This window comes from Treponema sp., assembly GCF_051883275.1.
Lineage (GTDB): Bacteria > Spirochaetota > Spirochaetia > Treponematales > Treponemataceae > Treponema_D.
Genome location: NZ_JBJETK010000053.1, coordinates 1,447 through 16,315, shown reverse-complemented (window position 1 = coordinate 16,315; position 14,869 = coordinate 1,447). Strand labels below are relative to the sequence as shown.

Below are 14,869 nucleotides of genomic sequence, written 5' to 3'. Positions count from 1 at the left end.
TTCTGACTTTTAAATTCTTCTGCAACCGCCGAAGATCCGTCCCAACACTTTTTGCCACACGGATTGGTTCAGACCTAACGGTCTTCACTCTTAAAAAAGTGAGTGTCGTTAGACACGAACCAATCTGCGTGTTTTTATTTTTCTTCATCATTAAAGTTAGAAATTCTTTCCCACTTCAATGAAGCCCCTCCAAAATTTACAAGCAAACCGACTTTCATTTTTGTAGCTTTTAAATAATTGATAACCTGAGCTTTATGTGCAGAAACAAGAGTCGAAACAGTTTTCAACTCAACAATTATCGAATCAAAACATATAAAATCAGCATAATACTCTTTATTTAGTTTTCTGCCCCTATAACTTATTTCAAGCTTTTGCTCTCTTTTAAAAGGAATTCCCTGAATCTCAAATTCTATCGCCAACGCTTCTTGATAAACAGCTTCAAGAAATCCGTTTCCAAGTTCATTAAAGACAATTAAGCATGCGTTTATAATTTTCCCAGTTTCTTCTTCATATAACAGCATATTTTTCTCTGTGAGTGTCGTTAGACACGAACCAATCCGTGTGGCTTTTTCTTTACACCTGTTATTTTTTTGTAATTCTGCTTCATTCCAAAATCTCCCACCAGCCGCCTTTTGCTCCGCCACTTCGTTTAATAATCCCCTGGGCCTTTAATTTTTCAATATGCTTTTGAACGGCACTTGGATTTATTTTTAAATTATCGCAAAGTTCTTTTCTTGAAACCTGCGGATTCTTTTTTATCAGTTCCAGAATTTTCATAGTCGTTTCTGACCACTTTTTCTGACCACCTTTGTTTTTCTGACCACCCTCTGCAACATCTGATTCCAGAGATTTTTTATATTCATCTATCTGCTGATTTAAATTCTGAATGTGGTGATTCATCATAAAGTCAATAAACTTCGCAAAATTTTCCTCGTCCTGACTTTCTGAAAGTGACTGTATATATTCGACCCGACTTTCTTTTTTTACGATAGACGGAATAACGCCGTATTCATACTGAATCATATTCATAACCAGACGGCTCATTCTTCCGTTCCCGTCCGCCCAAGGATGAATAGTTGCAAGACGATAATGAACTTCAAAACTTAATTCATATATTTTTTTAACGTCAGTTTTTTCTATTGAATTGATTTTATTTCGTTCTGAATTTATCCACTCACAGAATTTCTGAAGCCTGTCCGAAACTTTCTGCCATGCAATATAACTTTTTCCACCGCGACCGGCACTCACATTCAAAAGCCTTAATTCACCTTTTGCAGAAGAAAACTCTCCAGAAATTGTCTTATAAACCGAACCTGTATTTTTCATTACGAACGAAGCAAGATTACAAAGTAATTCAACTGTAATTTCCTGATGACTTTTTGCGCATTCAAAACTTTTTTCGTAAGCCATCTTTAAATCCAGATTCATCAGCTGTTCAGTCATCGGCTTATTCGTACTGATTCCTTCATCAAACAAAAGCTGATTTTCTATTTCAGTGACAGTCGAACCTTCGATAGCAGTAGAGTGGGTTATAATCGAATATAAATAGAATTTTTCATAATTAAGCTGCTGATTTATGCCAAGAGAAGTATATTCATTCAAAACTGATATAAGTTCGTTTTTCATCCACCTTCCTTTTTTTTACAATCTGCTTTTTTCAGACCTAACAACCTTCGGTAAAAAAGTGAACATCACTAACCCATTATACCATTTTTTCACCTTTTTGAGTATAAAAACACGCTTCACCCGACAATCATCGCTTCTTTCAATAATGCTTCTCAATCCCTTTCGACCCGGTTTCTTCTATAATAATTATTATACAGTTTTCTTGAGATTTTAAAAGATTGAATAATACATATATGGACTGTCCAAAACATGTTATAATGCTGAACATTTTCTATCTTCGAATTAAGAACTGAAATTTCAAAGATGTGGTTGCGTTATTTATTTTTTAGCCTTAAATATGATTTCATATTTTATAAAATAACTCCAAGTTTTCTTGCGGCCCTTAAAAGTCCCATCCTGTCTTTTATGGCAAGCTTCTGGTAGATAATTGACTTTTGATTTATGACTGTTTTTTCTGACTTTCTAAGAAGCCTTGCAATTTCATCCGTGGTTTTTTCCTGCGACAAAAGCAGAAATACTTCCTGTTCCTTTGGCGTAAAGGTCTTGTAGTTTTCGAAAAGTTCTCGGTTGCAATGTTCCTCGTAAGTTCTGATACCGTCTGAATTGTTTGAAAGTAAGGAATGCATTATTTCTCTAGCTGGCTTGTTATAATAAAGGCTGCCGCCTGAAACAAATTCAATTGCTCTTTCAAATTCCTTTACATCGCAATCTTTTGTGATATAGCCCTGAACATTTTTTCTTAAAGCCGCTTCAATGTGGAGCATGTCAGAATACATAGTGTAAATAATAATATTAAGATTACTTTGAACCTTGCGGAATTCATCTATATAATTCAGGCTGCTTTCGCCGTTAAGGTTTATGTCTAAAACAGCATTTTCTATGTCAGCGTTGTTTCTAAGAATTTCAATGGCTTCTTCTTTATTTGAAGCATTATAAAATTCCAGATTTGGATTTCTCTTATTCAAAAGAAAACTGATTCCGTCGCGCAAGCCTGAATGGTCGTCAACAAACAATATTTTTAAGTGTAACTGCAATTGTCGTTCCTCCTTTTCCAGAAATTTCTATATCACCGCCAAGACTTTCTACTCTCGAACAGATATTTTTAAGTCCATAATGATTTTTTTCTTCTGTAGTTTTGCCGGCAAGTTCTTCTTCAGTAAAACCTCTGCCGTTGTCCTGAATGATAAATCGGACAGAAGAACAGATGTCGGTTATTTTTACAGTAAGAAGAGAAGCATTTGAATGTCTTGCACAGTTGCTCAATGCTTCCTGAAAAATTCTGAGAAGTTCCATTTGAGTTTCCTGATTAAAATTTTTTATATGGTTTGAGGCACACAAAAATTCCGTTTTTATTTCAAAATTAATTTCAAAAGATTTTAAGGTCTGCCTTAAATTTTCCTCAAAGTCCTGAGTAAAATCAAGACGGTTTGAATCAATTAAATATCGGACTTCTTTAAATGCCAAATCAGAATAAAAAGCGGCTTTTTCGTTTTCTCCGTTTTTGATAAAAAGCTTTAATGCCGCTAAGTACTGTGCAACTCCTTCATGCAAATCCTGGCTGAACTTGAGTTTTGCACTGTTCAGGCTCTCTTGACGAAGAAGTTCGTTTTTCCTGCAGAATGTTTTGTATAAAATCAAAAGAATGGAAATTATGAATGTAAAAAAGGAAGGGATAAAAAGACAATTATAGCCGGAATTTACTGCCTTTTGATTCAAGCGGATTAAGTTTTCAAGTTCAATGCTTTTTGCAAAAAAAAGAATATCGTTTTCACATCCGTTGCTTTTTATGATTTTTGAAAGTGCATCAAACTGATTTTCTATTTCTTTGTTGTAGTAAATAAAAGGAGCGAGCGTTGTTTGCAAGGTAAAAAATGCATCTTGATTCTTTTGTATACCCCCCCCTCGCAATTTTCTGAAACAAGGTCACTTATCAGAATATTCAGCGCGTCGTATTTTTTCTGCAACGAAATTTTCAGAACAATCGTAACAGCAAAAAGCACAAACGAAAAAAAGAGCAAAATATATTCAATTTTGAAAATATTTTTTATTTTCATAAGCATATTATATCACAAAACTCTTCCGCGTGCTTAGGATTTTTTCCCGATTAACTATAGGATTTTTTGCTCAAGACAAAATAGAAAAAGCCAGGATAATTTTAATTAAAAGTGTATGTGGTTTTAGAAAAATATTGGAGTTTTTTATGTCAGAAACAAGAAAACAGGAATATGTAGGTTCAATAAAAAAATGTCCTAATTGCGGACAAGTACTACAGTCTTTTCAGGCAAAATGCCCTGCATGTGGACATGAACTTAGAGAAATTGAAGTTTCAGTTTCAGTAAAAGAGTTTTTCGAGACTTATCAGAAAGAAACTGACAAGGTTCGTCAGTTGGAGTTGATTAAATTTTTTCCAATTCCAAATACAAAAGAAGATATTATTGAATTTGCTCTGATTGCAATTCAGCAGATAAAAACATTTGCAAATTCTCAATGTTCTAAAATAACTGAACCACCCCAGGTTGACTTAGACTTAGATGATTTTTATGAGCAGGGGGGAATGTTGGGAATATGTAAAAGTATTCTTACTGGAAATAAAAATGCAAATAAAGTTACAAAAGTTACAAAAGTTACAAAAGTTACAAAAGTTACAGAAGCAGATTTCTATGCTGCATGGAAAGGCAAACTCGATCTAGCTCATTTAAAAGCAGAGCTCGTTTTTGGTGAAGACAAAAAAGGCTTTGAGCAATTTTCAAAGATGGTTTCTAGAACCATAGAGGAGGTAGACAATCTTGAAAAGAAAAAGGAAATCTTAAAAAGAAAAAAGTCAATTAAAGAGGCAACTAGTATATATTTACCAATGATAGGCGCATTTATTATGATTGCATTTTACATGGTAATGCTTTACCTAGTTATACTTCAGACTCTGCCGAACTGAAACTTGCTGATTTGAGATGGAAATATGATAAATATGGAAATCAGGTATATATTGACACATGGAATGATAAACGTGAAATGTTGCAAAAACAGATTAAGTCTAAAAGAGGAGGATAATAAGCAATGTTCATACGAAGGAACTTGATAGATGTATATGACGAGTCTAACATTCCCCCTACATTAAAAAAAGTTGAGGAAAAGTATCGCCCTCATTCTGCAGGAAAATATCTTTACAAATGTATTTTAAACTATGAGCGAAAAAATAAGTTTTCCGAAGATTTTATGGAATTGTTGTATGCAACTTTGGATGCTTGGGGGATGAACAGTCGAGGTGCTGGTTTAAAAGAATTTAAAGAATTCTGTACTTTAGTGCAAAATCAGAAAGAAAATCTTTTAAAATTAGAATCTTATGACATAAGGAATTTTAATGAATGTAAAAGTTCTCTTGAAACTGTCTTCGTAAATATGCAGCTTTCAAAAAGCAATGCTCAATTAGTAACGATTTCAAAAACATTACATTTTTTGCTTCCGAAACTTATTGTGCCTGTTGACCGCAACTATACATTAAAATTCTATCGAGGTCAAACAAATATTCCTAAAAAAATAGAAAATCAATTTGCCTTATTTGCAGAAATTCATACAGATTTTAGTAATTTCGCCAGCAAAATAGATTTAAGTCAATATGTTGCAGAAGATTCTTATTGTTGTAATATTACAAAAATTTTAGATTCATTAGTAATCGCACAAAAATTACAATAACAAACAGGAGAAAATAATGGGACTTTTTGGAAAAAAAGGTGATACTCCTAAGAAAAATGAAGGCGGTTTGATGGATGCAATCCGCTGTGATCAAACAGATTATCTTATTTGGAAATGGCGGCCATCCGGTCAAGAGGTTGGAACAACGAATAAAGAAAATGCAATCCGGTATGGTTCTTCACTCAATGTAAAAGACGGTGAAGTTGCAGCATTTGTATATCATCAGAAAGATGGTACAATGCAAGATTTTATTGAAGGTCCTTATAACGATACTATTAAAACGGCAAATTTTCCTGTTTTGTCAAAAATTGTAGGCCTTGCATTTGGCGGTTCTACACCGTTTCAAGCGGAAGTCTACTATATTAATATGGCAGAACTTATTCAAGTCCAGTTTGTAATTCCTTTTTTTGATGCTTTTGATCCGCGTCCAGAAGTTGCTGATTTGCCGATTCCGATGGCTGTACGAGGTTCTTTTGCTTTTGGTATTACTAATTACAAGGAATTTGTAAAACTCCACCGTCTTGCTAATTTTGAGCTAGAGGATTTTAAATCACAGATTCGCGATAACCTTATTAAAAAAGTTAAAGGAACAGTGATAAACATTCCTGACGGAAGTTATGGAGGAGTCCCTATTCCTTTGGTTCAGATTGAACGCAAAATTGAGATGGTAAGTGATATTGTTCAGCAAAAAGTTGCACCGGAATTTACAAATATATTCGGTGTTACACTAAAAACTTTCAATATAGTAGATCTTGAAATCGATAAGACGAGTGAAGGTTACAAGAAGATAAAATCCATGACAGCTGATTATGCGGTTGCTTCTACTCTCCAGCAACAGCAAATTAATTTGAGCAATCAGCGGGACATGAACACAATGCAGATGGATGCCATGAAACAGTCTCAGACTATAAATCTTGAGAACATGAAAGAAACCATGCATATTAATCGTGTGGAAAGTCAGTTTGCACAGCGTGCAGCAACAGAAGCAAACGTTTATGCGGCAAAACTTGGAGCGGAACAACAGAATCTCGGGGCATTCGCAATTAAACATCAGACACAGGTTGGAGTTGCCGCAGCAGATGCAATGGGAAAACAAGGTGCTTCGGGAGCCGGAAGCATTAATCTTGGTGGTGGAAATGGAAACATGAATCCTGGAGCTATGATGGCAAATATGGCTATGGGTCAGGCAGTCGGAATGGGAATGGCAAATATGCTTGGAAACTCATTTGCAGGAGCGGCAACAGGAATGGGAGCAGGAGTTATGCCGGGAATGGCGGCACCAGTTGGTGGAATTCAAACACCACCAACGACAGGTAATATGTACAATGTTGCTGTAAACGGAACGGCTGCAGGTCCATTCACTGTGGCACAGCTTCAGCAGCAAATAGCAGCCGGGCAATTTACAAAGGATAGCCTTGTCTGGACTAACGGTATGGCTAACTGGCAGGCCGCTTCTACAGTTGCAGAACTTGCTTTTTTATTTGGTGCAGCAAGCGGGATGCCTCCTGTATCTCCACCAATCCAATAATTAGGGAATAATAAACACAGGAAGGAGATGCTAATGCAGAATTCAAAAGAAAATTTCTTTTCAATTGACAGACTTATTGAATTTGGTATAGGAATGTCAATGAGCCAGCAGATTGTACAGGCTATGAACAACATGATGAGCCAAATGCGGCAACCTCCGCTTACACAAAATATATATCAGCAGAGCCAGCAGCAAGTAAGGCAGCCAGTCTATCAGCAATATGCTCAGACACAGCAAGCGTCAAATAATCCGGCAGCATTTGCACAGGCAGGAAGTCACGCTACTCATTCTTCGCCAACGCCAATTCCGCAAAATCAAGAACTTCAACTGGCAAAATCAAACATTTCTGAAGTTTTTTATGTTTCTGATAAAAGTAAGATGTCAGGTCCTTTTTCGTTGCTTGAGATTGCAAGGCTTGTAGTTGAAAAAAAAGTATCTGCAGAAACCCTTATATGGCAAAGTGGAGACTCAGAATGGAAAAAAGCTCAGGATTTTAAAGAACTTTTAGCTTTGATTGCCCTTGTTCCCCCTGAATTACCAGAAGAAAAATAACTTTAAGGAATGGAGAAATTAAAATAAAAATACAATTTAAGCTTGTGCCAACACTTATTATGGCTGGAATCTCAGTTTTAGCAGGATATGATTTTTACGCAGCAAATTCATCTGAATGGCAGAAATGGCTCATGTTTGCCATATCAACCGTGGAAATTGCGGTTTTTCTAATCGGTGGATTTGGAATTAAATACGCAGATAGAGGTGGCATTAACATAACGGTTCTTTCAGTAATATTTTTAGCAACAACATTAATTGTACAGATTGTATCAACATTTGCACCCTTTCATCTTGCACCATATATTATTATTAATGGAATTTTTATTCTGCTTTACGCTGGAATTGCTTATGCACTTGCAAAAGCTTTAGATTGATAAAAAAAATGATGCACTGTGAATGTTCTAGAAGAAATTGTGTATAAAGTTTCAAAATATAAAGAATTCACAGGGCGGCTTTTTGTTTCACTCCACTTCGTTTCGTTCCGCAAAAAACGGGCTATCCGCACTTCGCCGTCTTGCGCGGCTCATTCCTCCGCTTCGCTCCGGAACTGCAATTCAGCACACCAAACGCAACAATTTCTATTATACCATTATTTTCCCCTTTTGAGTATATATAGGTAAAATACAGATTTGCAGACAAAATGGAGAAGGTGGCATTGCTTCAGGCAATTATTTTGCAATTACCCTAGTATGCAGAATTTCAAAAATACAATGATGAAAAAGTTAATTTTAGTAACTGATCATTGTTTTTATTGCTTTCGTTTTAGTTGGAGTAGCAGTGTATTGTGAATCTGTTCGAGGTTTGTACAGAGTTGTCTTATTTAGATTTCGTTTGATAGTTTTATTGTCTGTACTTAAATTCTTTACTGTAGCTTATCTTCGCCCCCCCCTCTTATATTCATGCAGAGGGAGAGAGGCATACCTTTTCAGTTGATTCCCATTATTTTTAGTGTGAGGAAGTCAAACAGGCATTCCGGCAGGTGTTTCTTTAGGAAAATAATGAGTCTTGCATATTTGCCTGTTCTGTAGCGGTGCTTTGGATGCGCTGTCAAAATGCTTTTTACGATTGCATGGGAAATTACTTTTGGCGGTGAAAGTTTTGTCGGGTCGCCGTATTCTTTTTTGTAGTAGGCGGCGGCTTTTGCGGATTTTTCTGCATAGCAGCTGTTGTTTGAAAATTTCAGTATATTCTGGCCATGGATTATTCCCCAGTCAGTCTGAATCATGCCTGGCTCAATGATGACAACTTTTATTCCAAAATCTTTGACTTCCATGCGAAGTGCATCGCTGAGAGCTTCCACGCTGTATTTTGACGCATGATACCATCCGCCGAACGGCAGGGAAAAATGTCCGCCAATCGAAGCAACGTTTATGATTCTTCCGCTTTTCTGGCTTCGCATCGCAGGAAGAACAAGCTGGGTAATATACATGAGGGCGAATACATTTACTTCAAACTGCTTTTTTGCCTCTTCAATGGGAATGTCCTCAAGGCTTCCTCCAAGACCAAAGCCCGCGTTGTTTACAAGCACGTCAATTCTGCCTTGCTCTTCAAGAACCGTGCTGATGCATTTTTTTACTGAGCTGCTGTCTGTTAAATCCATATAGAGAACGCGCGCGCCTTTTGACTCTGCCTCTTTAAGAAGCTCTGTCCTGCGTGCAAGGGCATAGACTGTGAATCCTTTTTTCAGCAAATTCATTGTACATTCAAGACCGATTCCGCTTGATGCGCCTGTAATCAATGCAACTTTCATTTTCTCCTCCGTTTTTTTTGTTTGATGAACTGTTATAAAAATGACACTCTTGTGTCATGCATAAAAAAAGAATATGATTTTATTGAAGATAAAACAAGTGTTTTTTCAAATGTGATACAAAGTTAAAAAAAAGTGTCATAAAAACTTAAAAGCGGAGGCAGGCCATGAACAAATCCACAAATCCGTCGGCAGTTTTTTCTAAAAAGCAAATACAATCTGCGCTTTTTGACTTGATGGACAGAACGCCCTACGAAAAAATCACTGTAAAGGAAATTTTATATGAGGCAAAAATTGCAAGAAAAACCTTTTACCGCAATTTTGATTCCAAAGACGATGTGCTTGATTCTGTGATCTGCCAGTTTCTGGAAGATTATTTTGACAGTTTTGTATCCATGGAAAACGAAAGCCTTGAAGTTTTTTTTGACATTGTCTTTTCCAGTGTGGAAAAAAACATAAGGTTCTTTGAGATTCTAAACAAGAATTCTCTGCTGCATTTGGTTTTTGAAAAACTGAACACCGTCATCCCGCAGGTTCATGATAAATTATGCAGTGACTGCTCATATTTCAACGGTGTCGACAGCAGATTAAGCAGATATTTGATTGCATTCAATATCGGGGCAGTGTGGAATGTCATTATGTGCTGGCTTTCCGATGGAATGAAAACCGATAAAAAACTCATAAAGTCTGTTCTGGTAAAATATCTGTCCGAAATGTAGTTTGCACAATTAGCCGAGCATGGAGCAATCCACCTTAGTGAAGTTCGCGGGGGAGGGGAGGGCGCAGTTCCATAATCGTTTTTCAAAATCTGTAATATTCTTAAAAAAGATTAAAACCAACATCATCTTTGGAAGATTAGAAAATTCAGACAAATCTTACTTTGCAATTATTATTTTTGCATAAAAAAAAGGAAGCCGCAGCTTCCTTTCTCATTTACTGAAGTTATTTATATTCGCGCAAAAATATCAACAAATATAAAAACATTTTGCGAAGACTAAATGTCTTCTTGTTAGCAGGTTGACCACAAAATTTAATCAGTAACTATATAATATCCATAAAAGCAGAATATGTCAAATCTTTTGCAGATACTTAATATTAGTGATATAATTCTTTAAAAAATAAATTCCACTTTCAGATAAAATAAAAACGGAGAATGTATGAATAATTTAAACTGGCGTCTTGGACTTGATTTAGGGACAAATTCTATCGGTTGGAGCGTTCTTTCCATAGACAAAGACAATGAACCTTCAGAATTAGTAGATTTAGGAGTAAGGATTTTTTCAGACGGCAGAGATTCACAGACAAAAGAGCCGCTTGCAGTTTCCAGAAGGATTGCACGAGGACAACGAAAATCGATATACAGACGGAAACTAAGAAGAAAGCAAACATTCAGATTATTGCAACAGCAAGGGCTATTCCCAAAAGATAAAAAAGAATGTATGGAGTTAAAACTTTTAAATCCTTATGAATTAAGAATAAAAGCCCTTGATGAAAAACTGACGCCGTTTGAACTTGGCAGAGTTCTCTTTAATCTTTCTGTGCGACGTGGATTTAAAAGCAACCGGAAAGACGGAACTCGGGAAGAAGTTTCAGAAAAAAAGAATAATTCAGAAATAAAATCACAGTCTGATATGCAGGCTCATCTGGAAAAAACAATTCAAGAAAGCGGATACAGAACGATCGGCGAATATTTGTACAAATGCCAGAAAGAAAATAACGGCATCAGGTTTGTGCCCGGAAGAATGACTTATTACCCGACAAGAAAAATGTACGAGCAGGAATTCTCGGCAATTCGTAACGTTCAGGAAAAATTCTATAAAAATATTGACTGGGACGAAATTCACAAAACAATTTTTACACAGCGCCCTTTAAAACCACAGCCAAGAGGTTACTGCATTTATATGAAAGAAAAAGAACGGACATATAAAGCAATGCCTTGTTCTCAAAAATTAAGAATTCTTCAGGATATCAGAAACCTTGCCTATTACGATGAAAACAGAAAAAAAATTTCACTGAACGACAATCAGGATTCCGTTCTATATGATTTGTTGAATTCAAAAGACAAAGTTACTTTTGACCAGATGCGGAAAGCCTTAAAACTCAGTGAAGCCTGTACTTTCAACCTTGAAGAAAACCGTGATTTTTTGAACGGAAATCCAACTGCCGTAAAAATGCGGAGTAAAAATCGGTTTGGAAAACTCTGGGACGAATTACCGCTTGAAGAGCAGGATAATATAGTAGAAACAATATTTGAAGCAGAAGATGACTGCGAAGTTTATCAGGTTATTGAAAAATATAATCTTACGGAAGAGCAAAAAGATTTTATCGTAAAAAATACAGTTCTTTCCGGCGGAACATCAATGCTCTGCAAAGAAGTTTCAGAAAAACTTGTAAAAAGAATGGAAGAAATTTCTGACCTTGAATATGATAAAGCCGTAAGTTCTTTAGGATTTACATTTTCTGATCAAAAAGTTGAACAGTGTGATGTTCTGCCATACTACGGAAAAATTCTTACAGGCTCAACAATGGGAGTCGACCCGTCTGCTGACGAAAGCAATCCTGAAAAACGCTATGGAAAAATCAGCAATCCGACAGTTCACGTTGCACTGAACCAGACCCGCATTGTCGTAAACAATCTGATTAAAGTTTACGGAAAACCATCTCAAATTGCCATTGAGTTAAGCCGCGATTTAAAAAACAGCGTTGAAAAGCGCGCAGAAATTTCCAGAATGCAAAATGAACGTGCAAAGCAGAATGTTATTTTAAACGAAAAAATTACAGAACTGTATTCATCTGTAAATCAGGGAAAAACATTCTATCCAAACAGAAATGACAGGTTAAAATACAGATTGTGGGAAGAACTTGGACTTGGACACAAATGTATTTATTGCGGTAAGGGAATCGGCGGACATGAACTTTTCACAAAGAATATTGAAATTGAACATATCCTTCCCTATAGCAGAACATTGCTTGATGCAGAATCAAATCTGACAGTCGCGCATGCAAGCTGCAACGCATACAAAGCAGAACGCTCTCCTTATGAAGCATTCGGTTCAAATCCAGCCGGCTATGATTGGGAACAAATAGTTTTCCGCGCCAACCAGTTAAAAAATCCTTCAAAGAAAAATAAATTTTCTGCAACTGCAATGGACTCTTTTAACAAAGATTCAAGTTTTATTGCAAGACAACTGACTGACAATCAGTATATTGCAAAAGCCGCATTGCGTTACTTAAAATGTCTGGTTAAAAATCCGTCTGATGTCTGGGCAACTAATGGAGCAATGACAAAGTTCTTGCGCGACAAATGGGAATTGGATTCGATTTTATGCAGAAAATTTTCAGAAAAAGAAGTTGCCTTTTTAGGTCTAAAACCTGAGCAGGTTGGAAATTACAAAAAAAATCGTTTTGATCACAGGCATCATGCAGTTGATTCTGTTGTAATTGCACTTACTGACAGAAGTCTTGTTCAGAGGCTGGCAACAAAAAATTCTCATAAAGGGAACAGAATCGAAGTGCCGGAACTTCCTTTGCTCAGACAAGACCTTATTGAAAAAGTAAAAAATATCATTGTAAGTTTCAAACCGGAGCACGGCTCTGAAGGCAAGCTTTCAAAAGAAACTTTACTCGGAAAAATAAAAATTCACGGTAAACCTTTCTTTGTGTGCAGGGAAAACCTTATAGGGCTTAAAGAAAATAATCTTGATAAAATAGTAGATGAAAAAATAAAAACCGATATAAAAGAATATGTAGAAAAACATAAAAGCGAAAAAATTGAAAATGTATTAACAGAATACTCTAAAAATACAGGAATAAAAAAAGTTCGCTGCATAAATCGTGTTCAGACACCTATAGAAATTACATCAGGCAAAATTCCAAGATATCTTGCTCCGGAAGATTATTTTGCGGCCATTATCTGGGAAATTCCATCTGAAAAAAAGACTTATAAATCGCAATATATCCGGCGCAATGAGGTCATTAAAAATTCAAATAATCAGACTGTCGTAAAAAAAGAGGTCCTCGACAGAAAGCCACATCCAGCTGCAAAACAGCTTTGTATTGTTCATAAAGATGACTATCTGGAATTTTCTGAAAACGGAAAGCTATTGAAATGCCGTATAGCAGGATTTTCTGCAACTCAGAACAAACTTGATATAAGACCGATTTATGCTGTAAATGACTGCGCAGACTGGATTTATTCTACAAATGAAAATATGCTTGAGTCTGGCTGGAAAGTTCAAAAAGGACACAATTTTCTTTCTGTAAATATCCTGTTTGGAGCCAAAAACGCAAAGCCAATTACTGTGAATCCAATCGGCAGAGTTTTTAGGAAAAACAAATAATTATACACTCTTGAGAAATATACCGATAATATAATCGTGCTGAACCGAGTATTAGAAATAGCCGAAGAAAATCGATATATTTCTCTTGAGCGCGGATTTATTGTAATAAAATCTAAGGGTGAAGAATTAGGCAGAATTCCTTTAGATGATATAGCAGTCCTTCTTTTATCTGCACAAAGTACCACCCTTACCAAAAACATAATCAATGCTTTAGCAGAACGCGGTTGTATTTCTGTTTTTTGCGGAAAAAACTATATTCCGCAAAGCATTACAATTCCAGTCGGGCTTCATTCTCTTCATTCAAAAATTCTAAGAACGCAAATTTCTGCTTCTGAGCCATTTAAAAAGAAAGTATGGCAGCAGATTGTTATTCGGAAAATAGAACATCAGGCAATGGTTTTGGAATTATTCAATAAGAATTTCATTCTTGTAAGAAAAATCTCTAAAATGGTAAAGTCAGGAGATACAGAAAACAGGGAAGCGTATGCCGCAAGAATTTACTGGACAGAACTGTTTGGCGACTCATTTATCAGAGATAAAAATGGAAACGGAATAAATGCAATGCTGAATTACGGTTATGCGATAATGCGTGCTGCAATGATCAGGGCAATTTGCGTTCACGGTTTAGAACCTTCTTTAGGAATTTTTCATGATAATAAATTGAATTCTTTTTGTCTTTCTGATGATTTTTTTGAAGTTTACCGCCCTATCGTTGATGTAATTGTCTATAAAGAAATACAAAATGGAGAATGTGAACTAACACCTTCCGTAAAGAAAAACCTTGCAAAAATTTTAAACATTATTGTTGATATCCGTAATGAAAAAACACAGATTGTTCAAAGTATGAATATTATGGTTTCTTCTTATGTAAATGCGTTAGAAAAAAAAGAAACTTTAATAACATTACCTGAACTGGAGAAAAATGCTGATGGAATTGCCATTATTGAATCGGTATGAGCTTATGTGGATATTTGTTTTTTTTGATTTACCAGTTGTCGAGAAAAAAGAAAGAAAAGATGCCGCAAAATTTAGAAACCTGCTGTTAGACAACGGCTTTGATATGGTGCAATACTCTATTTATACAAGATTATTTTCTGGCAAAGACGCATGCAAAAAATATTACCGCTTAATTCAAAATAATTTGCCAAAAGAAGGAAAAGTAGATATACTGACTGTAACGGATGCTCAATATGCAAATATCATCAGTTTTAACGGCAGAACAAAACAAGAAAAAAAATCGCAGGAACAACTCCTTTTATTTTGATTTTTTTCAAAAAAAATACACTCAGCGCAACCTATTTCTTTTCTGTATAACAAGTTACGCTGAATGTATTATAACTGATTAAATTTTCTGGTCAACCTGCAACCTCTATCGAGAGCAATATT

General features: G+C 35.8%; 14 protein-coding genes and 1 pseudogene. 9 read left to right on the top strand and 6 right to left on the bottom strand.

The features are described 5' to 3' along the window. Window positions 1–134: 134 nt before the first annotated feature. The 5 genes and pseudogenes from ACI4L0_RS08675 to ACI4L0_RS08655 form a co-directional block, all read right to left on the bottom strand. A complete protein-coding gene (locus tag ACI4L0_RS08675; RefSeq protein ID WP_439799771.1) occupies window positions 135–644 on the bottom strand; it encodes a GxxExxY protein in 510 nt (169 codons plus the stop codon). Further along, entirely contained in the window at window positions 604–777 is a 174-nt protein-coding gene (locus ACI4L0_RS08670) for a winged helix-turn-helix transcriptional regulator (RefSeq protein WP_439799793.1), read from the bottom strand. Before ACI4L0_RS08670 ends, ACI4L0_RS08675 begins: the two co-directional genes overlap by 41 nt. Window positions 778–840: 63 nt before the next feature. Continuing rightward, a pseudogene (locus ACI4L0_RS08665) lies at window positions 841–1,626 on the bottom strand (Fic family protein); the annotation flags it as partial. Window positions 1,627–1,976: 350 nt separating this feature from the next. Then, the gene (locus ACI4L0_RS08660; protein WP_439799770.1) at window positions 1,977–2,660 is read right to left on the bottom strand and encodes a response regulator; all 684 of its coding nucleotides are present in this window, start codon (window positions 2,658–2,660) and stop codon (window positions 1,977–1,979) included. Then, window positions 2,629–3,489 carry a sensor histidine kinase gene (locus ACI4L0_RS08655; protein WP_439799769.1) on the bottom strand — a complete coding sequence of 287 codons (861 nt, stop codon included), beginning with the start codon at window positions 3,487–3,489 and terminating at the stop codon, window positions 2,629–2,631. Before ACI4L0_RS08655 ends, ACI4L0_RS08660 begins: the two co-directional genes overlap by 32 nt. A 337-nt stretch (window positions 3,490–3,826) precedes the next feature. Here ACI4L0_RS08655 and ACI4L0_RS08650 point away from each other — a divergent pair, with 337 nt between their 5' ends. The 5 genes from ACI4L0_RS08650 to ACI4L0_RS08630 all read left to right on the top strand — a co-directional run bounded on the left by ACI4L0_RS08650 (window position 3,827) and on the right by ACI4L0_RS08630 (window position 7,770). Then, window positions 3,827–4,558, top strand: coding sequence for a hypothetical protein (locus tag ACI4L0_RS08650; protein WP_439799768.1), 732 nt, complete (start codon window positions 3,827–3,829; stop codon window positions 4,556–4,558). Window positions 4,559–4,680: 122 nt separating this feature from the next. After that, entirely contained in the window at window positions 4,681–5,316 is a 636-nt protein-coding gene (locus tag ACI4L0_RS08645) for a hypothetical protein (RefSeq protein WP_439799767.1), read from the top strand. A gap of 16 nt (window positions 5,317–5,332) precedes the next feature. Further along, the gene (locus ACI4L0_RS08640) at window positions 5,333–6,844 is read left to right on the top strand and encodes a GYF domain-containing protein (RefSeq protein ID WP_439799766.1); all 1,512 of its coding nucleotides are present in this window, start codon (window positions 5,333–5,335) and stop codon (window positions 6,842–6,844) included. Window positions 6,845–6,877: 33 nt separating this feature from the next. Then, window positions 6,878–7,396: a DUF4339 domain-containing protein gene (locus ACI4L0_RS08635; protein ID WP_439799765.1), complete on the top strand. Its 519-nt coding sequence runs from the start codon at window positions 6,878–6,880 to the stop codon at window positions 7,394–7,396. Between the two features lie 44 nt (window positions 7,397–7,440). Further along, complete coding sequence (locus ACI4L0_RS08630) at window positions 7,441–7,770, top strand: hypothetical protein (RefSeq protein ID WP_439799764.1); 330 nt, start codon at window positions 7,441–7,443, stop codon at window positions 7,768–7,770. A gap of 551 nt (window positions 7,771–8,321) precedes the next feature. On the opposite strand, the gene ACI4L0_RS08625 is transcribed toward ACI4L0_RS08630, so the two are convergent. Continuing rightward, window positions 8,322–9,146, bottom strand: a complete 825-nt coding sequence (locus ACI4L0_RS08625; protein WP_439799763.1) for an oxidoreductase — start codon at window positions 9,144–9,146, stop codon at window positions 8,322–8,324. Window positions 9,147–9,310: 164 nt separating this feature from the next. On the opposite strand from ACI4L0_RS08625, the gene ACI4L0_RS08620 reads away from it, so the two are divergent. The 4 genes from ACI4L0_RS08620 to cas2 all read left to right on the top strand — a co-directional run bounded on the left by ACI4L0_RS08620 (window position 9,311) and on the right by cas2 (window position 14,747). Continuing rightward, entirely contained in the window at window positions 9,311–9,862 is a 552-nt protein-coding gene (locus ACI4L0_RS08620) for a TetR/AcrR family transcriptional regulator (protein ID WP_439799762.1), read from the top strand. 438 nt (window positions 9,863–10,300) lie between these two features. Further along, window positions 10,301–13,483 carry a type II CRISPR RNA-guided endonuclease Cas9 gene (cas9, locus tag ACI4L0_RS08615; protein WP_439799761.1) on the top strand — a complete coding sequence of 1,061 codons (3,183 nt, stop codon included), beginning with the start codon at window positions 10,301–10,303 and terminating at the stop codon, window positions 13,481–13,483. Window positions 13,484–13,519: 36 nt separating this feature from the next. Next, the gene (cas1, locus tag ACI4L0_RS08610; protein ID WP_439799760.1) at window positions 13,520–14,440 is read left to right on the top strand and encodes a type II CRISPR-associated endonuclease Cas1; all 921 of its coding nucleotides are present in this window, start codon (window positions 13,520–13,522) and stop codon (window positions 14,438–14,440) included. Further along, a complete protein-coding gene (cas2, locus tag ACI4L0_RS08605) occupies window positions 14,412–14,747 on the top strand; it encodes a CRISPR-associated endonuclease Cas2 (RefSeq protein ID WP_439799759.1) in 336 nt (111 codons plus the stop codon). The genes cas1 and cas2 overlap by 29 nt, the downstream gene beginning before the upstream one ends. The last annotated feature ends 122 nt before the right edge of the window (window positions 14,748–14,869 follow it).